Below are 25,705 nucleotides of genomic sequence, written 5' to 3' on the forward strand. Positions count from 1 at the left end.
GGAAACGAGGGCGGGATATCTTGCGAACTGGCGCCGCAAGAGGGAAACGAACCCCCGCTCCCGTCATTACGAACACGAAAATTCGTCTAACAGACCCCGACGTACCTTAACGCTAATCGCGATTTTCGTCAGTGTTTGAATGGGAAGAAGCCTGCGCTCCGGGTCTCGACCTATATTGGAGACAGCCATGTCGGTCTATGGGCGCAGCCACAGCACGAGAAGCAGAAATGAATATGAAGGTAGAAGGCGAGCCGTTGAAGGTCGGTGATACCGTGTCGCTGCGCAGCGGCGGCCATATCATGACTGTTATCTCGATCGACCAAGACGGGATCACGTGCGCATGGTCAGTGAGGGATGACGTGAAGTCGAGGCCCTTCCCTCGTACAGCCCTTATCAGGGCCAGCAAGCCGCTAACCTTGGAAGAACTTCTCGCAGAGAGCTACAAAGCGACGACGTGAGCCGAGAGGACCGTCGACGTGTCTGAAGAGCGCAAGGTCAACGCGTATCGACGCGTCAGCTAACCAAGGTTCACTTGCTCTTGGTGTACTCCACCAGTCGCGTCAGCCACCAACGCCAGCGCGATCCTTGATAAAACATCTTGCTAAAGCCGACGAAGGGCTCGTCGGCGGTGCTGAGATAATTGCCATCCGTCATGGTGTGTTCGAAGTGGCTTTCTCGACAATGCCAATTCGAAACATCGCGCACAGCGCAGCCCTGCACACGTGTTACTGGGCCGTCGCCGACCCACGAAACAACAATCTGTTGCTCGGGGTAGACTTTGAACGTCGTGGGGTTCGCCGTCTGCTCCTCTCCCTTGCAAACGCGGTCAACGCGGTCTTTCGTGCAGAACATAGTGTAGACAGTGATCTCGTTGCGCATTCGCTCGACCAGCGGCGGCCCGAACGCGACACTCAGGCCTCCGACGAACAGCGCGGGCAGAATCCAGCTTTCCCCTGATGACAATGGCTTAGACCTCTTCGAGAGCGTCGAGCTTCTTCTGGATGGTGTCGCGGGCGAGCAGCAGCGCGGCCTTCACATCAGCAAGCTCGTTTTCCGCGTGCGCCAAGTCGAGCGCAGCGAGCGCTTCCGTGAGGCTGTCGATCACTGACTGCACAGCGAACCTTGTCAGATAAGGACCCGGCGGAGGTAGATCGGTCTCCGGGGTCGGCTGAGCGTTCGGATAGTTGCCCTCGCCCGTTGCGATCTCGGCGACGCGCCCGCCGTTGACGCCGAAGTATGATGCGATGTCGTGTTGTCGATCACCACGGGTGAGCATGCCCTTCACCACGCAGGTTTCTCTATAGCCGAGAGTGATGCCGCTGGCTGACGCTTTGGCCATCTGGAGAATTTCCCTATAGTGCGCTCACGCGCTCAAAAATCTTTGACCTGTTCGAACCCTCGGCGGCTAACGACTTTTTCATCTGTCGCGGGGAAGTGTCGGTACGGGTTGCGTATCACGCCCGAACGTAAAGAGAGCCGTCGCGCCGACCTCAACTCGGTAGCGGCGGCTTTTCCGTTGTCCTGTCGCCCGGAGAATCGGGAACAAGAGGTGAGAGAATCAACTTGACCGGCGGTTGAGTTTGGAAGAATGAACATCATGTTGCGCATCTCAATGCGCGCAACGAAAGCTAGGCTATTATGAGTTTCGGATACGGCGACGGATGGGCAAATCCGAAGCCGGGACAACGACAGAAGCGATTCCTGAAGGTGTCTCCGCCGAAACTCGTTACGCAGAAGCACATGGGGTCTTCCCCTTTCTCCGATGAACGAAGCACTCATCGGTGTGCCGCCCATTCGAGCGAGGTCCCGGGGAAATCCGGGGCCTTATTCGTGTTCACGGGCGCCTCTTGAAGAGATCGGCCTGCGGCGCAACCTTGAACCAGCGATCTCCCCTCAGCGTGATTTTCTTGTCGCGATCCTTGAGTCGGGATAGCTGCGGCGAGAGCGATGTCCGCAACAGGCTCCCGCCGAAATACTTCTCGTTCAGCTCCGACAAAATTTCCTGTGCCGTTAGGCCATTCGTCTTGTGATCGAGCGTCGCCAAGATCGCTTCCATGATCGTAATGCGCGGCTGACTGGGCTGCGTCTTTTTCAAAAACTCGCCGATTTCCTCGCGCTCCTGCTGAAGCCTGCGGATGCGCATGTCGATCTCGACCAGCTTTGTTCGCAGCTCTGCATACTCCTTCGTTAGCGGCTCCAATTCGGCGTCTATCGCCACCGTTCGGTTTTCCAGAAGTTGACGCGCATCACTCATGGTTCCCGTCTACGTGAGTCTCGCGGCAAGAGCAAGTCTCTGGCCGAAAGCGGAATCCAAAAATATGGTTGACGAATCGTTAACGGATTCCGCGAGCACTGGCATACATGTTGCTACGCGCGCGCTAGTACCTTCCGGCCGCCATTGCAGGGAATCGGTCCTAGGATAGGGTTTTAATCCTAAGAATGATGGTGCGTTGAGAATTCCCACGGTGCGCCAATCGGCGCAGGCTCGGAGGGTGGGCAAATTTGCCCAAGGTCAGAAACGGTTCCGATTTGGTACCGTTTTCGGCAGCGCAAATTTGCGCAGGCTCAGAACCGATTCAGATTTGGTACCGGTTCCGACGACTGTTCCGGGTTGAGAACAGTTTCCGGCTGGCCCAAAGTACGCTGCGGCGGCCCGAAAAAGCTGTACGGGTCCGGTACAGCTTTTTTTGACAGAACTTTCTACTAAGTGCTTGAAAAAACTGGTGCCGCAAGAGGGACTCGAACCCCCGACCCCGTCATTACGAATGACGTGCTCTACCAACTGAGCTATTGCGGCGAACCGTTCGGCAACGGCCGATCACGCGGCCACCTGATATCGGGCATGACCCCGATTGGCAAGGACAACGCGGTTATCGAACCATACAGCCGTTAACCTAACCCCGAATTAGCTTCCCAAACGTGACAGAAATCCGCGCCAACCGCCCACCTGGGCCTTGGGCGGGCCGATTTGTTCCGCAAATTCGTCGACCGGGCCGTCCTCGTCGACCCCGGGGTCGTCGGGGGCCCTGATGATCGGGATCACCGCCGGAATCGGCGCCGGTGCGGCCTTGGGTAGGTCGGTGCGGGACCGGAACAAGGGGGCCGGCGCCGGAGGCGCCGATTCGGCGGCCGGAGGGGGAGCCGGTTCCGGCGCGGCGGGTTCGGCCGGGGCCGGGGCGGGCTCGGCCTCGATGGCCGCCGGCAGCGGGGCGTTATCCTGCGCCGTCGGCGCGGCCGGCTCCAAGGGCTTGACCTCGACCGGCTTGACCTCGACGGGCTTCACCTCGACCGGCTCAACCGGCCTGGCCACTTCAGGCTCACTGGCGACTTCCTTTGGCGGCTCGACCCGGCGCGGCGCCAGCATCGCCTCCTCGAAGGGCGACGGCTCGATGGCATGGCCCTTGTCGGACGGCAGCGCCGCCACCGGGGTCTGCCACTGGAAGGCATCGAGCCGGCCGCTGACCGGCGAGACCGGGCGCCAGCGGTCCGAGACATAACCGTCGGCGGTCCAGACCGGATCGTGCAGCGCGCGCACGGCGCGCAGGGTCCAGGCGCGCGCCCGGCCGCTGTCGCCATGCTCGGTGCGCTCGATCTCGGCCATCAACAGCGCGACGTGCTGCGTCGGCGCTGCGACAAACGGCTCCAGCGCCGCGCGCGCCTTGGCGAACTCGGCCGCGTCGATCGCGGCGCGCGCGATCGCCAGCGCACCCTCGATATGGCCAGGTTTTTTCGCCGCCAGCGTCTCGACCCGCACCAGGCGCTGGCGCGCGGAATCGCCGAGCCGCACATGCGAATAGGCGTCGGCGAGATCGGGATGCGGCTGCGCCAGCCACGCGGTCTCGACGATGCGCATCGCGCGACGCACCTGATGCGCCTCGCTCTCGAACTTCGCGGCGAGCACGGCGGCCGGGATCAGCGTCGGCGCCAGCTTGACCGCCTCCATCGCGCTCGAGCGCGACAGGTCGCGATCGACGGTCTCGAACTCCAGCGCACGCGCCGTCAGCAGCACGCCGCGTTGCCGCCGATAGGTCGCCTTGTCGATCAATCCGGCGCTCTGGTTGTTGTCGATGATCGACAGCGCGCCGGCCCAATCGCCCTTGGCGCAGCAGAAGCCGAGCACCGCATGCGAGGCCCATGACGACGACGGCGACATCTTCAGCGCTTCCTCGGCGATCATCACGGCCGCTACCGGATCGTCGGCGCGCTGCGCCTCGATGAACAGACCGCGCAATCCAAGCAGCCGCGTGTCCTCGCGCTCGGCCATGGCGCGGAAGGCGCGCTGCGCGCCGTCGCGATCGCCGTCGAGCTGCGCCGATTGCGCGTGCAGCAAGAGCGCCAGCGGATCGCCTCCGGCGTGACGCCGCGCCACTTCGGCATGCGCGCGGGCGCCTGCGGAGTCGCCATGCCCGATCGCAAGCAGGCCTTGCGTGATGGCGTGGCGGCCGCGGGCGTGACGCCGCTCGCGCCGGCCGCGACGGATGTGCGAGGGGATCTTCCAGAGCCCGCGCAGGATCACGCCGGCGACCATCGCGACGACGACGACGAGGCCGAGCAGGTACATCGGCTGCTTGGACGTGAAGCGCAAGCCGCCCCAATTCAGCACGAGATCGCCGGGCTGATCGGCCATCCAGGCCGCACCTGCTGCAGCGAGCGCGATCAGCAGCAGGAACAGAATGATCCGGATCATCAAAAACCTATTGCAAAGACTTACTGGTTGACCGTGGCGAGCGCCGCCATGGCGTTGTCGGCAAATTTACGCGACGCGTCGAGCGCGGCGCGGCGCGCGTCCACCTTGGCGAGCCAGGCTTGCGCCGCCGTGCGATCCGCCGGCGGCAGCGACTTCAATTCACGCTCGGTCAATGCGAGGTCATTATGCAGGGCGGCCGATGTCACGCGCGCGACGATGCTGCCGCGATCGGTGCCCGTGCCGTCGGTCCGCTCGATCTGGATCAGCGTGGAGGCACCGGCCTTCAGACGATCGACCAGCCCGGCGCTGGCCGCCGCAGCCTCAGGCGGAGGCGGCGCAAGTTTCGGCACGATCTCGATCAGCTCGCGGCACAGCGCGTTCGGGTTCGGCACGCCCGACGTCGCAAACGTCGCGAGCGGCTTCAGCACCTCGGCATCGTCAGACAGCGCCTTCGCGGCTTCGAGCGCGGAGGCATAGGGATCGCCGTGACGCACCGCGACGTCGAGCAGCGATGCCGCGACGACGCGGCGCAGCGGCACATCGTCGGCCTTCGCCTCGGCCTTGGTGTCGGCGATCTTGCCGTCCTGCCTCGCGATCGCGGCGCCCTGCGCCTTCACCGCGCCTTCGACCTTGTCGATGCGCGCCGTGATGCCGGAGAGATCAGCCGCAGCCGCGCCATCGCGCGGCGCGGCTTTCGCGTCATTGACCGCCGCCGCAAGCTTGTCGGATTGCGCCCGCGTCGCGGCGAGCTCGGTGCGCAGCGCGGCGATCGATTTGTCGAGCGCCTCCAGCCGCGCCGTCGCCGCGGGATCGGCGGCCGCCGCGACCGGCCTGCCGGCCTTCGATTCCAGCGCGCTCAGGCGCGTGCCGAGCTCGTCGATGGCGGCACTGGGTTGCGGCGCCGAGACCGGCTGCACGACGGGCCAGCCGAGCAGCCAGCCAACCCCGATCACCAGCGCCGCGGCGACCGCACCCGACACCGGCGCCACCACCCAGGGCGACACCGGCCGCGCCGGTTCGGCGTCCGGCGCCGCGGAGGCGGTCTCTGGCTGCGGCTCCGCTTGCGGTGCGGCGTCGCCTTGGGGCTCGGCCTCAGGCTGGGGCTCGGCCTCAGGCGTCGCCGCGTCCGCAGATGCCTTGCCGGCATCCCGGTCGGCCTCTCTGGCGGCTTCCTCGGCCCCCTCCGCCTTCGACGGTTCGCTGGAGATTTCGGTCGCCTGAAGATCGATGGTCGGCGGCGCGCGCTTGGGCCGGGAATCCGGCGAAGATCCTGGGTCGTCTGGCCTTTCTTCAGCCATCGCGGGGGGTCCTCAAAACTGCTGGCCGCATATTGTACCAGAATCGGCCCAGGCTCTTAGAGCACGATCCGAATAACCGAGCATTGCCTAACATCATGGTCAGACGAAAGAATTATTCCGGTCTCGGCCGCAGGGTCCGGCTGAGCGCCTCGAGCAGGGCATTTTCGTCCGGTCGCGCCGCCACCACCACCTTGGTCGCGCCGGCGTCATGGAGCACCGCGGCGACGGCCGCCGAGATGCAGCATTGCGGCAAGGCGAGCGCCGAAATCTCGATCCCGTCGGCGCGGACCGTGTCCAGAAAGGCCCGCGCGCTGCGGCGGGAATAGTGCAGCACCGCGGTGATCCGGTTCGCCATGAAGGCGTCGCTAACCTCCCTCGGGAAGCCGGCCACCGGCGCCATCCGGTAGGTGGTCTGGGTGACGACGCTGAGCCCGCGCTCGCCGAGCTCGCCGGCAAGATCGCGCGACAGGTCGGCGCCGGCGAGATAGAGCAGCGTCGCCGATGCCGGCAGTTCGCCGGCCTCGACCCGTGCGAGCACCAGCTTGCGCAGCGAGACTGCATCGCCCTTCGCCACGATCACCTTGTCGAAGCCCGCGGCGCGCGCCGCATCCGCGGTGTGCGCGCCGACCGCAAACAGCGGCAGCCGCAACAGCGGGCTGGTCGCGAGGTCGACCGCACGCAGCGCATTGGCGCTGGTCAGGATGACGGCATCATAATCCGCATCGTCGTCGCCGCGGAACGGCACCGGCTCGAAGCGCAGCACCGGCGCCGACAGGGCGTCGAAGCCGCGCTGGCGCAGCGTCGCGAGCGTCGCGTCATTGTCCGGATGCGGCCGTGTGACAAGGATTGTCAGGGTTTCAGGCCTCCAGCCGTATAAATTGGACGTTGGCGACCGATTGCACTTTAAGACCTCGCAATGCTACCCCGGAACGGACGTTTTGATGAGCATCATCTTGCCGGACACCGGTTCCGGCCTGTCCGGATCATGCTCGTAGCACAAGGACCGAAATTGGGACACGAACCGCCGATGCTGGTGCTGGGGATCGAGACCACCTGCGATGAAACCGCGGCCGCCCTGGTCGAGCGCCAGGCTGACGGGCAGGCGAAAATCCTCTCCAACGTGGTGCGCTCGCAGACCGACGAGCACGCCCGCTTCGGCGGCGTGGTGCCGGAGATCGCGGCGCGCGCCCATGTCGACCTGCTCGACGGCATCGTCGCCTCCGCCATGAAGGAGGCCGGCGTCGGCTACCGACAATTGTCGGCGGTCGCGGCAGCCGCGGGCCCCGGCCTGATCGGCGGCGTGATCGTCGGTCTCACCACCGCGAAGGCGATCGCGATGGTGCACGATACGCCGCTGATCGCGGTGAACCATCTCGAGGCGCACGCGCTGACGCCGCGGCTGACCTGCGCGCTGGCGTTTCCCTATCGCCTGTTCCTGGCCTCGGGCGGACACACCCAGATCGTCGCCGTGGTCGGCGTCGGTGAATATGTGCGGCTTGGCACCACGGTCGACGACGCGATGGGCGAGGCGTTCGACAAGGTGGCGAAGATGCTGTCGCTGCCCTATCCCGGCGGACCGGAGGTCGAGCGCGCGGCCGCCGGCGGCGACCCGACGCGGTTTGACTTTCCACGCCCGATGCTCGGCCGCCCCGACGCGAATTTCTCGCTGTCGGGACTGAAGACCGCGGTGCGCAATGCAGCCAGCCGGCTGGAGCCGCTCGAGCCGCAGGACGTCAGCGATCTCTGCGCGAGTTTCCAGGCCGCGGTGCTGGAATCGACCGCGGACCGCCTGAGCGTCGGCCTAAAGCTGTTTCAGGAGCGGTTCGGCACGCCGCGCGCACTGGTCGCGGCCGGGGGCGTCGCCGCCAACCATGCGATCCGCAGCGCGCTGCAGGAGGTTGCGGCGAAGGCGCAGACCACGCTGATCATCCCGCCGCCGGCGCTCTGCACCGACAATGGCGCGATGATCGCCTGGGCCGGCGCCGAGCGGATGGCGCTTGGCCTCACCGACACGATGGAGGCGCCGCCGCGCGCGCGCTGGCTGCTCGACGCCAACGCCAAGGCGCCGGCCGGCTACGCCAACAGCCGCGCCGGATATTGAACAATGTACGACGGGGCGCGCATCAGGCACCGTCGCACCTCGCCCCGCTTGCGGGAGAGGTCGGATTGCGCAGCAATCCGGGTGAGGGGGTACAGGACTCAACACTCGGCTCGCTCGCGGATAAAGCCCCTCACCCCAACCCTCTTCCCGCAAGAGCGGGGAGAGGGAGCGAAGACAGGCCCGCCTGATGCCGGCGCATATGTCAGTGAGCGTGATCGGAGCCGGCGCCTGGGGCACGGCATTGGCCGATGTCGCGGCGCGCGCCGGGCGCAAGGTGACGCTGTATGCGCGCAATGCCGAGCATGCCGCGCAGATCCAGGCGACGCGGGTCAATCCGAGGCTGGCTGGTGTCCAGCTTCATCCCGGCATCGCCGTGACGTCGGATATCGCCGCCGCGGCCCACGCCGACATCATCCTGGCCGTGACGCCGGCGCAGCATTTGCGCGCGGCGGTCGGGCATCTTGCGCCGTATCTCAATCCCGACACGCCTGTCATCGCCTGCGCCAAGGGCATCGAGCACGGCACGCACAAATTCATGACCGAGGTGATCGCGGAAGCCGCGCCGCGCGCGGTCCCCGCGATCCTGTCCGGGCCGAGCTTTGCCGACGACGTCGCGCGCGGATTGCCGACCGCGGTCACGCTGGCCACGAGGGACGAAGCGCTCGCACGCGCGCTGGTCCAGGCGCTCGGCTCGGCGACCTTCCGGCCCTATCACACCACCGACGTGCGCGGTGTCGAGATCGGCGGCGCGGCCAAGAACGTGCTGGCGATCGCCGCCGGCATCGTGGTCGGCAAGAATCTCGGCGCCTCCGCGCTCGCCGCGCTGACCACGCGCGGCTTCAGCGAGCTCGCAAGATTGGGCCGCGCCTGCGGCGCCCGCGCCGAAACTCTCTCAGGCCTGTCGGGATTGGGCGATCTCCTGCTCAGCTGCTCGACCGCGCAATCGCGCAATTTCGCGCTCGGTCTCGCGCTCGGCCGCGGCGAAGCCGCACCGATCGGCAAGCTCGCCGAAGGCGCGTTCACCGCGCCGGTGCTGTGCGAGCTCGCCGCTGCGCAGAAGGTCGACATGCCGGTGTCAAACGCGGTCGCCGCGATCCTGAGCCACCGGCTGACCATCGATGCGGCGATCGAAGGCCTGCTGACGCGGCCATTCAAGGCGGAGTAACGCACGTCACGGTCGCGCGTGGCGGAGCTTCACGATCCGTGCGCGGCGTACCAGAGCGTTTTCAAGCGAAGCCTGTCCCGCACTTGATGCGGGATGGACCCCGGTTCGCAATGAAAACGCGTCAAATCAAAAAAGCTAGAGCTCGGTTCTGATTCATTCAGAACCGAAAATGCTCTAGCGTGGCGGCGAACCGTCGGATCCCGGTCCAACAAATCGAAAAACGGATCCCAAGGGAAAACCCATGCGTCAACCGCATCGCGCCATCCTTTCGATCAGCCTTCTCTCGATCAGTCTTGCCGTCGCCCTCGCCGCCTCATCCACTATCGCCCACGCCCAAGCGGCCGCCACCTACGACGACCTTGCCAAGAGCGAGGCCGCCGCCAATGCCGGCAACGGCAAGCGGGTCGCGCCGCTCAAATCGATCGGCAATCCAACCGCCGACGTGTCTTCCGAGATGCAGGCAATGATCGGTGCGCCCTATCCGCCGCATTTCAATGCCGACCCCAAAACCCCGGCGGAATGGAAGGAGTTGATCGATCGCCGCGCCAAGCTTCTGATCGCGGGTGTTCCGGCGCTGAAGGCGAAGCTCGGCGTCAAGGTCGAGGAAACCAAGCTTGCCGGCGTGCACTGCTACATCGTCACCCCGAACAAGATCGCGCTCGAGAACAGGCGGCGCCTGCTGATTCACGTGCACGGCGGTGGTTACGTGTTCGGCCCCGGCGAAGCCGCGTTGCCCGAAGCCATCATGATGGCGGGCTTTGGCGGCTTCAAGGTGATCTCCGTCGACTACCGGATGCCGCCGGACTTCCCCTATCCGGCCGCGATGGACGACGCGATGGCGGTCTGGAAGGAAGTTCTGAAATCGCACGAACACCGCCGGCTGGCGATCTTCGGCACCTCGACGGGCGGGGCGATGACGCTTGCGATGGTATTGCGGGCGAAGGATGAGAGGCTGCCGCTGCCCGCCGCCATCGCGCCGGGCACGCCCTGGTCCGATATCGACAAGATCGGCGACAGCTACGCGAGCAATGAGTGGGTCGACAATGTGCTGGTGACCTGGGACGGCTGGCTCGGCCGCGCCGCCAGGCTTTATGCAAACGGCACCAGCCTGAAGAATCCCTACATTTCGCCGATCTATGGTGACTTCAAGGGCTTCCCGCCGACCATCCTGACATCGGGCACGCGCGATCTGTTCCTCAGCAACACGGTTCGCACGCATCGCAAATTGCGCCGCGCCGGCGTGATCGCCGATCTCAATGTCTATGAGGGGCAGTCGCACGCGCAGTACCAGTTCAACGCCGACGCGCCCGAGACGAAGGAGACGTTCACCGACATCGCCAGGTTCTTCGATCGATATTTGAAACAGTAGGTGCCGCGCCGGGATCAGATGGCCGTGCTTGTCGCGGGCATCGACGTCGCTGTAGATTGCGGCGCAATCGAACGGGGTGAGTTGCGATGAATTACTGGTTGGTGAAATCCGAACCGTCGGTCTGGTCGTGGGACCATCAGGTCGCCAAGGGCGCGAAGGGCGAAGCCTGGACCGGCGTGCGCAACTTCACGGCACGGCAGAATCTCGTCAACATGAAGAAGGGCGACAAGGCGTTCTTCTATCATTCCAACGAGGGCAAGGAGATCGTCGGCATCGCCGAAATCATCAAGGAAGCCTATCCCGACCCGACCGACAAGACCGGCAAGTTCGTCTGCGTCGACATCAAGGCCGACAAGCCGCTGAAGACGCCGGTGACGATGGCCGCGATCAAGGCGGACAAGAAGCTCGCCGACATGGCGCTGGTCAAATATTCGCGGCTTTCGGTGCAGCCGGTGACCGCGGAGGAGTGGAAATACGTCTGCAAGATGGGCGGGCTGTGATGTCTCATCCAACTCTACTGTCGTCCCGGCGAAGGCCGGGACCCATTACCCCAAATGTCGATTGCTGAAACGAGCTGGGGCCACAGCGAATTCTAATCACAGGCGGCTGTGGTTATGGGTCCCGGCTTTCGCCGGGACGACGATAGGGGACGCGGACCTACGCCCCGGCCGCCATCACCACCTGCGCCAGCAATTGCTCGCGCTTGGACTGGGTGCGGTAGCCTCCCATCGTCGCGGCGAAGCGTTCGAGGATGCCGTCCTCGAAGGCGGTGACGATGGTATCGTGGACATAGCTCTTGCGGCAGATCGCCGGGGTGTTGGACAGCTGGTCGGCGGCGGCGCGGATCGCATCCAGCACCTGGCGCTTGCGGCCGCGCTGGCTGGTGGCCGGCGTGATCCGCGACAGCGATTCCACGACGACCGCCGACGCCATCAGGGTGCGGAAATCCTTCAGCGAGATCTTGATGCCGGCGATCTCGCGCAGGAACGCGTTCACCGCCGTGGTCGAGGCGGCCCGTACCACGCCGGAGCGGTCGTGATACTGAAACATGCGCTTGCCCGGGACGCCGCGCAGGATGCCGATCGCACGCACCAGCTTGGCCGCATCGCATTCCTTGCGCACGGCCTTGCCGCCCTTGGCCTTGAAGGTCAGCACCAGGGAATCGTCCTCAAGCGTGACGTTGGACTTCAAGAGCGTGGTGGCGCCACGGGTGCCGTTGAGGCGCGCATAGGATTCGTTGCCGGGCCGGATCGCGGTACGCGCGATCAGCTCGATCACCGCCGACAGCGCGAACTCGCGCGTCGGCTCGGCGCCGGACAGAAACGCCGAGACCTTGCGCCGGATCTTCGGCAGCGCGGCCACCAGCTTGGCGAGGCGATGCGCCTTGCGCTGCTCGCGAACCTTCTCCCAGTCGGCGTGATAGCGATATTGCAGCCGGCCCGCGGCATCGCGGCCGACCGCCTGCAGATGCGAACTCGGATCGCTGGAATAGCGCACCTGGCGATAGGCCGGCGGGACCGCCATCGCGTGCAGCCGGCGGATGGTGCGCGCATCGCGGATGCGCGAGCCATTGGCACGAACGAATGAATACGTCTTGCCGCGCTTGATGCGGCGGATGGTCAATTCGTTCTGGTCGCCGAGCCGCAGGCCCAGATCGCGCGCCAGTTCTTCGACCGTCGTTCTGATGGCAGCGGGCGCGTCGAGCTTGAGCTTTGCCGGCGCCTGCAGCCTGGCCCGCGGCGGCTTGGACGGCCACTGGTCCAGTGCCTTTGCCAAGGCGACAGCGGGATCGGCGGAAACGGGCCGCACAGCCGCGATATTCTGCTGATCCATCATTACTCTCGCAAGACGCCTTGTTCCGCTGTTCTCCCGGTAATGCCGTTGCTTCGGGCTTCGTTCCGGTGGGCCGTCTGGCCTCGGAAACGCGATTTAGGGCGTCACGGCTGACATTGCGAGTCGCGAATCAGTTATTGACGGTGTCATATTACCTTTCATGGGTGCCATTCGTCCGCTGACGTTGATTTTGGGCTGCCCGGCTCCCGCTAAAGTGACAGGGAACGAGACCTTGGGAACCGAGCCTGCGGTGTTGAGCTACGGCCGAACTGGCCCCAACCAGGTCAGAGATCGTGCCCTTTCGTGCGCTGCTCTGGCCAAGCCTTGCCCAATTTCGGAAGCCACCGAGGGGCCAAACCGCTGACCCTACAACCCAGGGGATCACGAGGTCGCGAACGTGCAGACGCAGGTCGTCGCCGCGGCGTCCGACAATTCGTTCAATTGTGCCTGAAGCCGTCTATCAGATTCGGCGTCGGCATATCGTCGTCGCACGCGGCACCGCTGCGGTGGCGGCGAACGGCGCAGCGAACGATACCACTACGACCAAGAGACCAGTGACCCCGAGCAAGCGACGGCGCATAGGTTTCTCTCGTCGATGCGTTGCGGTAAGCCGTCCTATCACAAGCGGAAGCCGGCGGACTATCCGACGGCTTCCACGCGACGAAAGTGACAGTCCTTTTTCCTTGCCGGGCCGGAATGCGGCAACGCATAATCGCGGCAATGATCAAGACGGCTTGCCGTCGCGTCGTGCGCGATCGGCAATGAGTGGAGGAAAATGATGTCCGAGAAGATCTATGACGTGTCGGCCGACTGGGCCAAGCGCGCCTATATCGATGACGCCAAATATCGCGAGATGTACGCGCACTCGGTCAAGGACCCGAACGGCTTCTGGGCCGAGCACGGCAAGCGGATCGACTGGATCAAGCCCTTCACCAAGGTCGAGAACGTCTCCTTCGCACCGGGCAACATCTCGATCAAATGGTTCGAGGATGGCGTGCTCAACGTCGCCTGGAACTGCATCGACCGCCATCTCGACAAGCGCGGCGACCAGACCGCGATCATCTGGGAGGGCGACGATCCCTCCGAATCCAAGCACATCACCTACCGCCAGCTGCACGACGAAGTCTGCAAGATGGCCAATATCCTGCGCACGCGGAACGTCAAGAAGGGCGATCGCGTCACGATCTATCTGCCGATGATTCCGGAAGCGGCCTACGCCATGCTGGCCTGCGCGCGGATCGGCGCCATTCATTCGGTGGTGTTCGGCGGTTTCTCGCCGGACAGCCTCGCGCAGCGCATCAAGGACTGCGACTCGAAGGTGGTGATCACCGCCGACGAAGGCCTGCGCGGCGGCAGGAAAGTGCCGCTGAAGGCCAATGTCGATGCCGCCATCGCCAAGACCGGCGGCGTCGATTGGGTCGTGGTGGTGAAGCGCACCGGCGGCAAGATCGACATGAACCCGACGCGCGACCTCTGGTATCACGAGGCCGCCGCCATGGTGACGACGGAATGCCCGGCCGAGCATATGCACGCCGAGGACCCGCTGTTCATCCTCTACACCTCGGGCTCGACCGGAACGCCGAAGGGCGTGCTGCACACCTCGGCCGGCTACCTCGTGTTTGCGTCAATGACGCATCAATACGTGTTCGATTATCACGACGGCGACATCTATTGGTGCACCGCCGACGTCGGCTGGGTCACCGGCCACAGCTACATTCTCTACGGGCCGCTCTGTAACGGCGCGACCACGCTGATGTTCGAGGGCGTGCCGAACTATCCGGACAATTCGCGCTTCTGGAACGTGGTCGACAAGCACAAGGTCAACATCTTCTACACCGCACCGACCGCGATCCGCGCGCTGATGCAGGGCGGCGATGAGCCGGTGAAGAAGACCTCGCGCAAATCGCTGCGCCTGCTCGGATCGGTCGGCGAGCCGATCAATCCGGAAGCCTGGGAGTGGTACTACCGCGTGGTCGGCGACGACCGCTGCCCGATCGTCGACACCTGGTGGCAGACCGAGACCGGCGGCATCCTGATCACGCCGCTGCCCGGCGCGACCAAGCTGAAGCCCGGTTCGGCGACACGGCCGTTCTTCGGCGTGGTGCCGGAGATCGTCGATGCCGACGGCAAGACGCTGGACGGCGAGACCTCGGGCAATCTCTGCCTGACCAGGTCATGGCCAGGCCAGATGCGCACGGTCTATGGCGACCATGCGCGGTTCGAGCAGACCTATTTCTCGACCTACAAGAACAAGTATTTCACCGGCGACGGTTGCCGGCGCGATGCCGACGGCTACTACTGGATCACCGGCCGCGTCGACGACGTCATCAACGTCTCCGGCCACCGCATGGGCACCGCCGAAGTCGAGAGCTCGCTGGTCGCGCATGAGGCGGTGTCGGAAGCCGCTGTCGTCGGCTACCCGCACGACATCAAGGGCCAGGGCATCTACGCCTATGTCACACTGATGAAGGGCACCGAGCCGACGGAAGCGCTGCGCAAGGAGCTGGTCGCCTGGGTGCGCAAGGACATCGGGCCGATCGCCTCGCCGGACCTGATCCAGTTCGCGCCCGGCCTGCCCAAGACGCGCTCCGGCAAGATCATGCGCCGCATCCTGCGCAAGATCGCCGAGGACGAGTCGTCGAGCCTCGGCGACACCTCGACCCTGGCCGATCCGGCCGTGGTCGACGACCTCGTGCAGAACCGCCAGAACAAGAAGGGCGCGCCGGCGTAAGGCCAGCAGCAGCAAGGATCAGAAGACCAAAGAAGGGCCGCGCACGATCACCGCCGCGGCCCTTCCCGTTTCCTGCAACGGGCGCTTCACGGGATTGTCATAGGCATGGCGCGATTGGGGCGCGTTTGTGGCCAAGTGTTGTTTCCAGGTCATTTACTTTAATCCGAACTTTTCCTTTTCTCCCCGCCATCAGGACGTGTCTCGCGGCCGGTGTGAAACCACCCGGTTAACACACGCAGTTAATGTTGCGTGCGTGAGACCGGCAGGCCCGGTTTTTCAAGGGCTCTGCATCTTCGTTTTTGGCTTCCTTGCGGGAGCTGTTGGGAAGTGGAGAGGTTGATGTCGATGAAGTTTGCGGTGGCGCTGGCTGCCACCCTTGGTGCGGTTGCTTTGATATCGCAGGGGGCCGAAGCCCGGCCGGAAATGGTGGGAATACACGCCGACAACTATGAGCCAGGCACCATCGTAGTGAAGACCAACGAACGGCGGCTCTACCTCATTCTCGATTCCGGCCACGCGATGCGTTATCCGGTCGGTGTCGGCAAGTCCGGCAAGCAGTGGGCCGGCACCACGAAGATCGACGGCAAATATCGCAACCCAGCCTGGTCGCCGCCCGCCGAGGTCAAGCGCGACAAGCCCAGCATCCCGAACGTGATCGCCGGCGGCTCGCCGCATAACCCGATGGGCGTCGCTGCGATGACGCTGGCCGGCGGTGAATATGCGATCCACGGCACCAACGTGCCGGGCTCGGTCGGCGGTTTCGTCTCCTACGGCTGCATCCGCATGCTCAACACCGACATCACCGACCTCTATTCGCGCGTCGAGATCGGCACGACGGTCGTCGTCACCCGCTGATCAGGCACAGCGCCTCGTCCAAAGCAAGGCCGCGCAGATGCGCGGCTTTTGTTTGCCCAACCTGGTTTGACGCTGTCGCCTAGCGCGCGAAATATCCGCACCAGCCGAACCGGTGCCCGCCATTGTAGGCCCGCGCATGACCGGCCGCGAGCAGCGCGGCCGAGACGTTGTCGGTCTTCCTGGTCGCGACGTCGGCGACGACACGGCCCTGATATTTGTCGGGACCGACATTGTAGATCGCGACGTCGCCCTGGCCGAGCAGGTCACGCAGCGCCACCGTCGCCGCTTGCGCCATCTGCAGTTCGCGCGCACACGACGCCTTCAGCTCCGGCGCATCGATGCCGCGCAGCCGGACTCGCGTGTACAGATCCGGGCCCGGCGAGAAATGCACCCGCGCCTCGAACGTGTCGCCGTCGATCGTCCTGATCACATCAACGTTGTGCCTGATGTCGGGCGCGCCGGCTCGCTGCCAGATCACGTCGGTGTCGCGAGACCTGCTCAGCGACCAATGCGGCGGCAGATGCACCCATTGCCGGAGCGGCAGCGTGCTGCCGATGGCAATGCCGAGAACGAACACCCATGGCAGCGCCGCCGAGACGCGCCGGCCCCAAGGTGATCTTCGAAAGGGCGGACGTCCCGTCCCACGATAAGCATTTATTCTTTCGTATGGGGACATTTTCCCAGACTGGCGCGAGTCGAGCCGTCAGGCAAGGCTCTCAGAAGTCCGAGGCGATGCCCTTGGTCTCCCAATCGCCGTAACGCGTCGGTTCCGGCCCCTTCGGACCCTGGAACTCCTTCGGCCGCGCCGCCGCGTTCTGCGCGGCCGCCTCCTCGGCAGCCCTGCGCCGCGCCGCGGCCTCGGCGAGCGCGCGTTGCGCGGCCGGCGTCAGCGGCTTGCGCGGCGCGGCCTCCGGCGGCGATAACGATGGCGATTTATCAGACATGGCAAAACTTTCTGCCTGCGGATTCCGTATCTCTGTGCTGGCTCAGTGACGACATCACGATCACGAAATCCCGCAAGGCGATTCTTACATTTGGCATATTCGCATGCCAGAGGTGGTATGGAGTTGATGGGCATGAGCCGAATGTAACTCAGCACCTTCGAGATATCTCCGCTTCATGCCTCCTTCAAGATTTGCAGTACCTGCCGAAGTCCCCGGTCTCGCGGCTCGCCGCATCGCGGCCGACATCCTCGATGGCGTGCTGCACAAGCACCGCACGCTCGACGACCAGCTCGACGGCGCCGGCGCGCATCCCGGCCTGAAATCGCTCGCCGATCGCGACCGTGCGCTGATGCGCCGGCTGGTGTCGACCATCTTGCGCAAGCTCGGCACGCTCGGCCATCTGCTGTCGCGCCTGCTCGATCGCGGCATCCCGACCGATGCGCCGCGCGCGCAGAGCGCGCTCCTGATCGGCGCGGCACAGATTCTCTGGATGGACGTGCCCGACCATGCCGCGGTCGATCTCTCGGTGCGGCTGGTGCAGTCCGACCGGCGCGCCGCGAAATATGCCGGGCTCGTCAATGCCGTGCTGCGCCGCTGCGCGCGCGAGGGCCAGGGCCTGATCGACGAGATCAGCATGCAGACCCTGGACCTGCCGCCATGGATGCTGGCGCGCTGGAACGCGCACTACGGCGAAGCTACCGCGCGCGACATGGCGCTTGCGCTCGGCCACGAGCCGTCGCTTGATCTGACGGTGAAGTCGGACGCGGCGCAATGGGCGGCCCGCCTGCACGGCGAGACGCTGCCGACGGGAACCGTGCGCACGCTGCTGCAGGGTTCCGTCACGATGCTGCCCGGCTTTGCCGAAGGCCAGTGGTGGGTGCAGGACGCCGCCGCCGCGCTGCCGGTGCGGCTGTTCGGCGACATCAAGGACAAGGCGGTCGCGGATCTCTGCGCCGCGCCCGGCGGCAAGACCGCCCAGCTCGCGCTGGCCGGCGCGCACGTCACCGCAGTCGACCGCTCGCCGGCGCGTGTGGCGCGGCTGCGCGACAATCTCACGCGTCTGGCCTTGCAGGCCGAGACCGTCGTTGCCGACGCCGCCGAATGGCCCGCCGAGGCCGCAAGCTTCGACGGTATCCTGGTCGATGCGCCCTGCAGCTCGACGGGAACCATCCGCCGCCATCCCGACGTCGCCTGGCTGCGGCAGGAAGGCGACATCGCCGCGCTGTCGGCGCTGCAGAAGCGGCTGTTGCAAAGAGCCGCCAATCTGCTGAAGCCCGGCGGCACGCTGGTCTACTGCACCTGCTCGCTGGAGCCGGAGGAAGGCGAGTACGCGATCGCCGCGCTACTGGCGAGCGAATCAGGCCTGCGCCGTGCGCCGGTCGAGACAAGCGAGGTCGCCGGCCTCGACGACATCATTACCGCCGACGGCGATCTGCGCACTTTGCCGAGCCATTTGCCCAACGCCGACCCGCGGCTGGGCGGGCTGGATGGCTTTTACGCCGCCCGGCTGGTTAAATCCTGATTTTAAACTTCAGTCCTCTAAGCTCGAAGTGATTCGTGCGGTATCAAGAGGGTGCCTGGGCAGGTGTCTTGGCAGGTGTCTTGGCCGCGTTTCCGGATTAAATAAGGATTCGTTGAAAATTCCCTCCCCGCAAGGTTAGGCGTGTCGGTCGCTCAAAGCAGACGCATCTCGACGCTGATTGCTGGCCGCTTTGCCCGCAGCATGCTCGCACGCGCCAGCGGGAGCACGATTGCGCTGTCGCGGCTCTGGCCCGGCCGCACCGACCGGCTGGTCATCGCCCCGCACGATCTGCGGACCGCCGACGCCACCCGCGCGGCCGAGATCTATGCCGGACGATTCGTCTTCGCCGGCAAGATCGTCACCTGCCACGGCCGCTCGATCTTCGATCTCGAGCCGCCGTCGGAGGATTGGGAAGCCGCCCTGCTCGGCTTTGGCTGGCTGCGCCACCTGCGCGCCGCCGACACCGCGCTGACCCGCGCCAACGCCCGTTCGCTGGTCGACGACTGGATCTCCAACCAGGCGCGCAAGCGGCCGCTGGAGCGCCGCGCCGATGTGCGCGCGCGGCGGGTGATCTCGCTGTTGTCGCAGGCTCCATTGGTGCTCGGCGACACCGACGGAAAATTCTACCGCAAATATCTGCGCGGGCTGGCGCGCGAGATCCGCTATCTGCGCCACGCGACGCTCGACAATGACGGCGTTCCGCGCCTGCAGGTGCTGATCGCGCTGTGCTACGCCTCGCTCTGTCTCGCCAACCAGGCGCGCAACATCAAATCGGCGACGCGCAAGCTGTCCGACGAATTGCAGCGCCAGATCCTGCCCGATGGCGGCCACATCTCGCGCAATCCCGGCGCGCTGGTCGAGCTGCTTAGCGATCTCTTGCCGCTGCGGCAGACCTTTGCCGCACGGAATATCGCGCCGCCGCCGGCGCTGCTCAACGCCATCGACCGCATGATGCCGATGCTGCGCTTCTTCCGTCACGGCGACGGCAGCTTCGCGCTGTTCAACGGCATGAGCACCGCGCCGTCCGATCTCGTCGCGACGCTGCTCGCCTATGACGACACCCGCGGCGTGCCGATGGCGAGCATGCCGCATACCGGCTTCCAGCGCCTCGATGCCGGCAACACCGCCTTGATCATCGATACCGGCCCGCCGCCGCCGGCAAGCGTCAGCCAGGACGCGCATGCCGGCTGCCTGTCGTTCGAGCTCTCCTCCGGGGTGAGCCGCATCGTCGTCAATTGCGGCATGCCAAGCACAGGCCGCGACAATTGGCGGCCGTTCGCGCGCTCCACCGCGGCGCATTCGACGCTGACGTATCGCGACGCCTCGTCATGCCAGTTCGTCGAGCTGTCGGCGATGAAGCGGCTGCTGCGCGGCGCGCCCATCACCAGCGGCCCGAGCAATGTCGAGAGCTACCGCGAAGCCGTTCCCGACGGCGATGTGCTGACCGCCTCGCATGACGGCTATCTCTCGCGCTTCGGCGTGATCCACCGCCGCGTGCTGATGGTCTCGCTGGACGGCACGCGGCTGGAGGGCGAAGATTCGCTGTCGCCGGCGCCGGGCGGCCGCATCAAGGGCAGCGAGGCCGATTTCGCGCTGCGCTTCCATTTGCATCCCTCGGTGAAGGCGAGCCGGCTGTCGGATGCCCGCGGCGTGATGCTGGTGCTGCCCAACCGCGACGTCTGGACCTTCGAGGCGATGGACGACAAGGTCGATCTCGAGGACAGCGTGTTCCTGGCCGGCAATGACGGCCCGCGCCGCACCTCCCAGATCGTGATCCGGCAGGACGCGAGGCAGGCCGGCACCATCCGCTGGAGCTTCGTGCGCTCCTCGACCTCGGCCTCCGCCACCAACGCGCGCCGCAACGCCCGCCGCGAGCCGGAACTGCCGCTGTAAAGGGAGCGGGTCCCCTAACCCGTCATCCTGAGGTGCGAGCGGAGCGAGCCTCGAAGGATGCACGGCCGCCGGCCGGGCCGTCGACCCTTCGAGACGCGCTTCGCGCTCCTCAGGGTGACGCGGAATGGATACCGGGTCATCGTCAATTTGCGGGGAATCAACCTCGGAGACCGGTTTCGTACGGCACAAAACCATGCTACCCGGCTGCCTTAACAGCCAGGGATTTTCCGATATGACCGAGCAGCTTCGCCGCGTGACCCGCGCTCTGTTGTCCGTTTCCGACAAGACCGGACTGATCGATTTCGCCAAGGCGCTGGCCGACCATGGCGTCGAGCTGGTCTCGACCGGCGGCACCGCCAAGGCGATCGCGGCGGCCGGGCTGAAGGTCAAGGACGTCTCCGAGCTCACCGGCTTTCCGGAGATGATGGATGGCCGGGTCAAGACGCTGCATCCGAAGGTCCATGGCGGACTGCTCGCGATCCGCGACAACAAGGAACACGCCGCGGCGATGGCCTCGCACGGCATCGCGCCGATTGATCTTCTGGTCGTCAACCTCTATCCGTTCGAGGCCACCGTCGACAAAGGCGCCGGCTTCGAGGAGTGCATCGAGAACATCGACATCGGCGGTCCCGCGATGATCCGCGCCGCGGCCAAGAACCATGACGACGTCGCCGTGGTGGTCGAGGCGAACGATTATCAGGCCGTGCTCGACGAGCTCGCCGCGCACAAGGGCGCGACCTCGCTTCAGTTGCGCCGGCGGCTCGCCGCCAAGGCCTATGCGCGCACGGCAGCCTATGATGCCGCGATCTCGAACTGGTTTGCCGTGCAGCTCGACACCAAGGCGCCGGACTTCCGCGCCTTTGGCGGCAAGCTGATCCAGTCGCTGCGCTATGGCGAGAACCCGCACCAGACCGCGGCGTTCTATGCCACGCCGGAGAAGCGGCCGGGCGTTGCGACCGCACGCCAGCTGCAAGGCAAGGAACTGTCCTACAACAACATCAACGACACCGACGCGGCCTATGAATGCGTCGGCGAGTTCGATCCGCAGCGCACCGCGGCGTGTGTGATCGTCAAGCACGCCAATCCGTGCGGCGTTGCCGAGGGACCCGATCTCGCCACCGCCTATGCCCGCGCGCTCGCCTGCGACTCCACCTCGGCCTATGGCGGCATCATCGCGGTCAATCGCACGCTCGATGCGGATGCCGCGCGCGCCATCATCGGCATCTTCACCGAGGTGATCATCGCGCCCGACGCAACCGAGGAGGCGATCTCGATCATCGCCGGCCGGCGCAATCTGCGCCTGCTGCTCGCCGGCGGCCTGCCGAACGCGCGCGCGGTCGGCCTCACCGCCAAGACCGTCGCCGGCGGCCTCTTGGTGCAGAGCCGCGACAATGCCGTGGTCGAGGACATGAACCTGAAGGTCGCGACCAAGCGTGCGCCGACCGACGCCGAGCTGCGCGATCTCAAATTCGCGTTCCGCGTCGCCAAGCACGTGAAGTCGAACACCATCATCTACGCCAAGGACCTCGCGACCGTCGGCATCGGCGCCGGCCAGATGAGCCGGGTCGATTCGGCACGGATCGCCGCGCGCAAGGCGCTGGATGCAGCGGCCGAGCTGAAGCTCGCCGAGCCCCTGACCAAGGGTTCGGTGGTCGCCTCCGACGCCTTCTTCCCGTTCGCCGACGGCATGCTGGCCTGCATCGAGGCCGGCGCCACCGCGGTGATCCAGCCCGGCGGCTCGATGCGCGACGACGAGGTGATCAAGGCCGCCGACGAGCACGGCATCGCCATGGTGTTCACCGGCGTGCGGCATTTCCGGCATTGAGTACAACCTGTAGCCCGGATGGAGCGTAGCGAAATCCGGGGCGGTTTCTCCGCGGACCAAAGACCCCGGATTGCGCTTCGCTCCATCCGGGCTACAAACCTGTCGTCCCTGCGAAAGCAGGGACCCATAACCACCGATGTTGCTTGGTGAGGGACAACTAGCCCCAGCGCGCCTTCGATGGATCACGCGGTATGGGTCCCGGCGTTCGCCGGGACGACGGCGGTGATTTACTCCCGCACCTTCGCCAATAGCGCCAGTCCCGCCACGAAGAACGCCACCAGCACCGCCATGCCGGCCTTCTGGCTTGCGGTCGCCGCGGTGATCGCGCCGATCAGGAGCGGGCCGATGAACGACGTCACCTTGCCGGTGAGCGCGAACAAGCCAAAATACTGCGCGATGCGGTCCTTCGGCGCGAGGCGGATCAGGAGCGAGCGCGAGGCGGCCTGCAGCGGCGCGCCGGTGGCGCCGATCAGGCAGCCCAGCACGATGTAGGCGCGCTCGGCGGCGCCCGCGAACAACGGACCGCCAGGCACCGGCGGCACGACCTGGATGAACAGGACGGAATCCTTGTTCACGGTGAGGATCACGACGATCGCAAACAGCAGGATCAGCAAGCTGGCGGTGATCACGCGCTTCGGTCCGAATGCATCATCGAGCTTGCCACCGATCCAGCCGCCGAACGTGCCGGCCACCGCGAGGATGATGCCGAAGGTACCGATCCGGATCGTGTCCCAGCCGAACGTGCCTGCGGCATAGATGCCGCCGAACGCAAACAGCGAGACCAGCCCGTCGGTGTAGATCATGTTCGCCAGCAGGAAGCGCGCCAGTGACTTCTGCTTCGGCAGGCTCGACAACGATTGCCTGAGCTCGCGCAGGCCTTCGCCGAGCGCCGCGCGCATCGGGCGCTTCGCCGGATAGTCCGGCGTGAACAGGAACATCGGCGTCACGAAGATGATGAACCAAAGCCCGGTCAGCGGCCCGGTGATGCGGTCGCCTTCATGCATGGCCGGATCGAGACCGAACAGCGGCGTGAAGCCGAACAGCGTCTTGCCGGTCTCGGCATTGGCGGCAAGGAAGCCGAGCACGAGAACAAGACTCAGGATGCCCCCGACATAGCCGGTGGCCCAGCCGGTGCCTGACAGTCGCCCGATCCGGTCCGGCGGCACCAGGGTCGGCATCATCGCATTGTTGAACACGGTCGCGAACTCGACGCCGACGCTCGCAATCGCATAGGCGAGCAGCAGCGCCGGGATGATGTCGGGATTGCCGGGCTTGCCGATCCACATCGCGCTGGCGCCGATCACGAGCAGCGCGCCGAAGCCCGCGATCCATGGCTTGCGCCGGCCGCTGGCATCGGCGATCGCACCTAACACCGGGGACAGCAGCGCGATCGCAAGTCCGGCCGCCGCGGTGGCAAAGCCCCACAGCGCCTGGCCGCTCGCGGCATCAGGCGCGACGAAGCTCGCGAAATAAGGCGCGAACACGAAGGTCGTGATCAGCGTGAAATATGGCTGCGCAGCCCAATCGAAGAAGATCCAGCTGATGACGGCGGCGCGGCCAGGATAAACCTTGGTGGTGACCTTCGCGTCACCGGCGCCCGTCTGCATTGTTGCCGTCATCGCGAAAGATATTCCCCAACTCGAACCACAGGCAGGCTTTTGCCGCTCCAATCCGCTCCCATATAGCATGGGCCGGTTTGACTGATACGGCGATGAACAGGGCAGGACATTTCGATGGCGCTGACGGCAACGATGTCGCGACGGCTGTTTGCCGCTCTCCTGGTGATTGGTATCGCGACGCCTGCCCTCGGCCAGGTCCAGCGCCGCTTCTATGAACCGTCAGCCGCGGACACGAGTCGCAGCATTCACGCCGAACACGGCATGGTGGTGGCGCAGGAGAAGCTGGCCGCGCAAGTTGGCGCCGAGATCCTGCGACAGGGCGGCAATGCCGTCGACGCCGCGGTCGCCACCGGCTTTGCGATGGCGGTGACCTATCCGCGCGCCGGCAATATCGGCGGCGGCGGTTTCATGGTGATCCATCTCGCCGGGCGCAATGAGGATGTCGCGATCGACTATCGCGAGACTGCGCCGCAGGCCGCTACCCGCGACATGTTCCTGAACGCCGACGGCAAGCCCGATTCCGACAAGTCGCGCAACTCCGCGCTCGCGATCGGCGTGCCCGGCACGGTCGCGGGCCTCGCGCTGGCGCTCGAGAAATACGGCTCCGACAAATTCACGCTGGCGCAGATCCTCAAGCCCGCGATCGATCTCGCGCGCGACGGCTTCATCGTCACCGACGACACATCGGACACGCTGAACGACATGTATCGCCGCATGTCGCGCTGGCCGAATTCGGCCAAAACATTCTCGCACGCCGACGGCACGCCGCTGCGCGAGGGCGACCGGCTGATCCAGGGCGATCTCGCCGGCGTATTGTCTGATATTGCCGAACAGGGCCCGCGCGGCTTCTACCAAGGCGCCGTCGCCGAGAAGCTCGTCAACGGCATCAAGAATGCCGGCGGCATCTTCACGCTCGAGGATCTGAAATCCTACCAGCCGGTGATCCGCACGCCGATCCGCGGCAGCTATCGCGGCTACGACATCGTCTCGATGCCGCAGCCCTCCTCCGGCGGCGTCGTGCTGCTGGAGATCCTCAACATCCTCGAAGGCTTTCCGATGTCCGACATGAAGCAGGGCTCGTCCACCTCGCTGCATGTGATGATCGAGGCGATGAAGCGGGCCTATGCCGATCGCGCGCGCTATCTCGGCGATCCCGCCTTCGTCGACGCGCCGACGCAATTGCTGATCGACAAGGACTATGCCGCCAAACAGCGCGCGACCATCGATCTTGCCCGCGCCACGCCCTGGACCGATGTGCGCAACGCGAAGCAGCCGCATGAGGGCGACAACACCACGCATTATTCGGTCGTCGATGCCGGCGGCAACGCCGTCAGCAACACCTACACGCTGAACTTTCCCTACGGCGTCGGCCTCGTCGCCGACGGCACCGGCGTGCTGCTCAACAACGAGCTCGACGATTTCACCGCCGCGCCCGGCGCCTCCAATGCCTTCGGCCTAGTCGGCTTCGAGGCCAATCTGCCGGGACCCGGCAAGCGTCCGCTGTCGTCGATGTCGCCGACCATCGTGCTGAAGGACGGCAAGCCGGTGCTGGTGACGGGCTCGCCCGGCGGCAGCCGCATCATCTCCGCCGTGACGCAGATCATCGTCGACGTGATCGACTACAGGATGGACATCGCGGCCGCGGTCGCCGCGCCCCGCATGCACCATCAATGGCTGCCCGACGAAGTCCGGATCGAGCGCGGTTTTCCCGACGCGGTGCTGGGCGATCTGCGCGCCAGGGGCCACAAACTGGTCGAGCCGCTCGGCTACTCCTCCGCGAACTCGATCCTCGTCACGACCAACGGTCTGCTCGGCGCGCCGGATCCGCGCACGCGCGGCTCGGAAGCCGCGGGATACTAAAAC

The 25,705-nt window shown here is 65.5% G+C and carries 22 protein-coding genes and 1 tRNA gene; 11 read left to right on the forward strand and 12 right to left on the reverse strand.

The annotated features are described in order from the left end of the window. Window positions 1–227: 227 nt before the first annotated feature. Window positions 228–458, forward strand: a complete 231-nt coding sequence (locus ACSKB9_RS23880) for a hypothetical protein (protein WP_438076179.1) — start codon at window positions 228–230, stop codon at window positions 456–458. A gap of 70 nt (window positions 459–528) precedes the next feature. Here ACSKB9_RS23880 and ACSKB9_RS23885 read toward each other — a convergent pair whose 3' ends face one another. The 7 genes from ACSKB9_RS23885 to ACSKB9_RS23915 form a co-directional block, all read right to left on the reverse strand. After that, on the reverse strand, window positions 529–963 hold the full coding sequence (locus tag ACSKB9_RS23885) for a hypothetical protein (protein ID WP_438076181.1): 435 nt from the start codon (window positions 961–963) through the stop codon (window positions 529–531). 4 nt (window positions 964–967) lie between these two features. After that, window positions 968–1,339, reverse strand: coding sequence for a hypothetical protein (locus tag ACSKB9_RS23890; protein WP_438076183.1), 372 nt, complete (start codon window positions 1,337–1,339; stop codon window positions 968–970). Between the two features lie 495 nt (window positions 1,340–1,834). Then, the gene (locus tag ACSKB9_RS23895; protein WP_438076184.1) at window positions 1,835–2,254 is read right to left on the reverse strand and encodes a hypothetical protein; all 420 of its coding nucleotides are present in this window, start codon (window positions 2,252–2,254) and stop codon (window positions 1,835–1,837) included. A 467-nt stretch (window positions 2,255–2,721) separates the two neighbouring features. After that, window positions 2,722–2,797, reverse strand: a tRNA-Thr gene (locus ACSKB9_RS23900). A 108-nt stretch (window positions 2,798–2,905) separates the two neighbouring features. Next, window positions 2,906–4,687 (reverse strand): heme biosynthesis protein HemY, encoded by a 1,782-nt coding sequence (locus tag ACSKB9_RS23905; protein WP_438076186.1) that lies wholly within the window; start codon window positions 4,685–4,687, stop codon window positions 2,906–2,908. 20 nt (window positions 4,688–4,707) lie between these two features. After that, window positions 4,708–5,985, reverse strand: coding sequence for a hypothetical protein (locus tag ACSKB9_RS23910; RefSeq protein ID WP_438076188.1), 1,278 nt, complete (start codon window positions 5,983–5,985; stop codon window positions 4,708–4,710). Window positions 5,986–6,097: 112 nt separating this feature from the next. Then, on the reverse strand, window positions 6,098–6,838 hold the full coding sequence (locus ACSKB9_RS23915) for a uroporphyrinogen-III synthase (protein ID WP_438080368.1): 741 nt from the start codon (window positions 6,836–6,838) through the stop codon (window positions 6,098–6,100). Between the two features lie 174 nt (window positions 6,839–7,012). Here ACSKB9_RS23915 and tsaD point away from each other — a divergent pair, with 174 nt between their 5' ends. The 4 genes from tsaD to ACSKB9_RS23935 all read left to right on the forward strand — a co-directional run bounded on the left by tsaD (window position 7,013) and on the right by ACSKB9_RS23935 (window position 11,120). Continuing rightward, complete coding sequence (gene tsaD / locus ACSKB9_RS23920; RefSeq protein ID WP_438080370.1) at window positions 7,013–8,086, forward strand: tRNA (adenosine(37)-N6)-threonylcarbamoyltransferase complex transferase subunit TsaD; 1,074 nt, start codon at window positions 7,013–7,015, stop codon at window positions 8,084–8,086. 187 nt (window positions 8,087–8,273) lie between these two features. Continuing rightward, window positions 8,274–9,251 carry an NAD(P)H-dependent glycerol-3-phosphate dehydrogenase gene (locus ACSKB9_RS23925; protein ID WP_438076190.1) on the forward strand — a complete coding sequence of 326 codons (978 nt, stop codon included), beginning with the start codon at window positions 8,274–8,276 and terminating at the stop codon, window positions 9,249–9,251. 241 nt (window positions 9,252–9,492) lie between these two features. Then, the gene (locus tag ACSKB9_RS23930) at window positions 9,493–10,620 is read left to right on the forward strand and encodes an alpha/beta hydrolase (RefSeq protein WP_438076192.1); all 1,128 of its coding nucleotides are present in this window, start codon (window positions 9,493–9,495) and stop codon (window positions 10,618–10,620) included. A gap of 86 nt (window positions 10,621–10,706) precedes the next feature. Further along, the gene (locus ACSKB9_RS23935; protein WP_057021328.1) at window positions 10,707–11,120 is read left to right on the forward strand and encodes an EVE domain-containing protein; all 414 of its coding nucleotides are present in this window, start codon (window positions 10,707–10,709) and stop codon (window positions 11,118–11,120) included. A 157-nt stretch (window positions 11,121–11,277) separates the two neighbouring features. On the opposite strand, the gene ACSKB9_RS23940 is transcribed toward ACSKB9_RS23935, so the two are convergent. Further along, the gene (locus ACSKB9_RS23940) at window positions 11,278–12,456 is read right to left on the reverse strand and encodes a DNA topoisomerase IB (RefSeq protein WP_438076194.1); all 1,179 of its coding nucleotides are present in this window, start codon (window positions 12,454–12,456) and stop codon (window positions 11,278–11,280) included. Window positions 12,457–13,231: 775 nt separating this feature from the next. Here ACSKB9_RS23940 and acs point away from each other — a divergent pair. After that, complete coding sequence (gene acs / locus ACSKB9_RS23945) at window positions 13,232–15,184, forward strand: acetate--CoA ligase (protein WP_057021358.1); 1,953 nt, start codon at window positions 13,232–13,234, stop codon at window positions 15,182–15,184. An 18-nt stretch (window positions 15,185–15,202) separates the two neighbouring features. Here acs and ACSKB9_RS23950 read toward each other — a convergent pair whose 3' ends face one another. After that, window positions 15,203–15,337, reverse strand: coding sequence for a hypothetical protein (locus tag ACSKB9_RS23950; RefSeq protein WP_438076196.1), 135 nt, complete (start codon window positions 15,335–15,337; stop codon window positions 15,203–15,205). Between the two features lie 186 nt (window positions 15,338–15,523). Here ACSKB9_RS23950 and ACSKB9_RS23955 point away from each other — a divergent pair, with 186 nt between their 5' ends. Further along, on the forward strand, window positions 15,524–16,039 hold the full coding sequence (locus ACSKB9_RS23955; RefSeq protein WP_438076198.1) for a L,D-transpeptidase: 516 nt from the start codon (window positions 15,524–15,526) through the stop codon (window positions 16,037–16,039). A 79-nt stretch (window positions 16,040–16,118) separates the two neighbouring features. On the opposite strand, the gene ACSKB9_RS23960 is transcribed toward ACSKB9_RS23955, so the two are convergent. Further along, complete coding sequence (locus tag ACSKB9_RS23960; RefSeq protein WP_438076200.1) at window positions 16,119–16,616, reverse strand: thermonuclease family protein; 498 nt, start codon at window positions 16,614–16,616, stop codon at window positions 16,119–16,121. Between the two features lie 139 nt (window positions 16,617–16,755). Further along, window positions 16,756–16,983, reverse strand: coding sequence for a DUF1674 domain-containing protein (locus ACSKB9_RS23965; protein WP_438076202.1), 228 nt, complete (start codon window positions 16,981–16,983; stop codon window positions 16,756–16,758). A 175-nt stretch (window positions 16,984–17,158) separates the two neighbouring features. Between ACSKB9_RS23965 and ACSKB9_RS23970 the strand changes: the two genes are divergently transcribed. The 3 genes from ACSKB9_RS23970 to purH all read left to right on the forward strand — a co-directional run bounded on the left by ACSKB9_RS23970 (window position 17,159) and on the right by purH (window position 22,223). Further along, on the forward strand, window positions 17,159–18,505 hold the full coding sequence (locus ACSKB9_RS23970; protein WP_438076204.1) for an RsmB/NOP family class I SAM-dependent RNA methyltransferase: 1,347 nt from the start codon (window positions 17,159–17,161) through the stop codon (window positions 18,503–18,505). 141 nt (window positions 18,506–18,646) lie between these two features. Continuing rightward, a complete protein-coding gene (locus tag ACSKB9_RS23975) occupies window positions 18,647–20,398 on the forward strand; it encodes a heparinase II/III family protein (protein ID WP_438076206.1) in 1,752 nt (583 codons plus the stop codon). A gap of 232 nt (window positions 20,399–20,630) precedes the next feature. Continuing rightward, a complete protein-coding gene (gene purH, locus ACSKB9_RS23980; RefSeq protein ID WP_253605648.1) occupies window positions 20,631–22,223 on the forward strand; it encodes a bifunctional phosphoribosylaminoimidazolecarboxamide formyltransferase/IMP cyclohydrolase in 1,593 nt (530 codons plus the stop codon). Window positions 22,224–22,450: 227 nt separating this feature from the next. Here the strand turns inward: purH and ACSKB9_RS23985 are convergent, their stop codons facing one another. Continuing rightward, window positions 22,451–23,830, reverse strand: a complete 1,380-nt coding sequence (locus tag ACSKB9_RS23985) for an MFS transporter (RefSeq protein ID WP_438080372.1) — start codon at window positions 23,828–23,830, stop codon at window positions 22,451–22,453. Window positions 23,831–23,956: 126 nt separating this feature from the next. Between ACSKB9_RS23985 and ggt the strand changes: the two genes are divergently transcribed. Continuing rightward, window positions 23,957–25,702 carry a gamma-glutamyltransferase gene (ggt, locus tag ACSKB9_RS23990; protein ID WP_438076208.1) on the forward strand — a complete coding sequence of 582 codons (1,746 nt, stop codon included), beginning with the start codon at window positions 23,957–23,959 and terminating at the stop codon, window positions 25,700–25,702. The last annotated feature ends 3 nt before the right edge of the window (window positions 25,703–25,705 follow it).

This window comes from Bradyrhizobium sp. BR 1433 (genome assembly GCF_051547665.1).
GTDB lineage: Bacteria > Pseudomonadota > Alphaproteobacteria > Rhizobiales > Xanthobacteraceae > Bradyrhizobium > Bradyrhizobium australafricanum.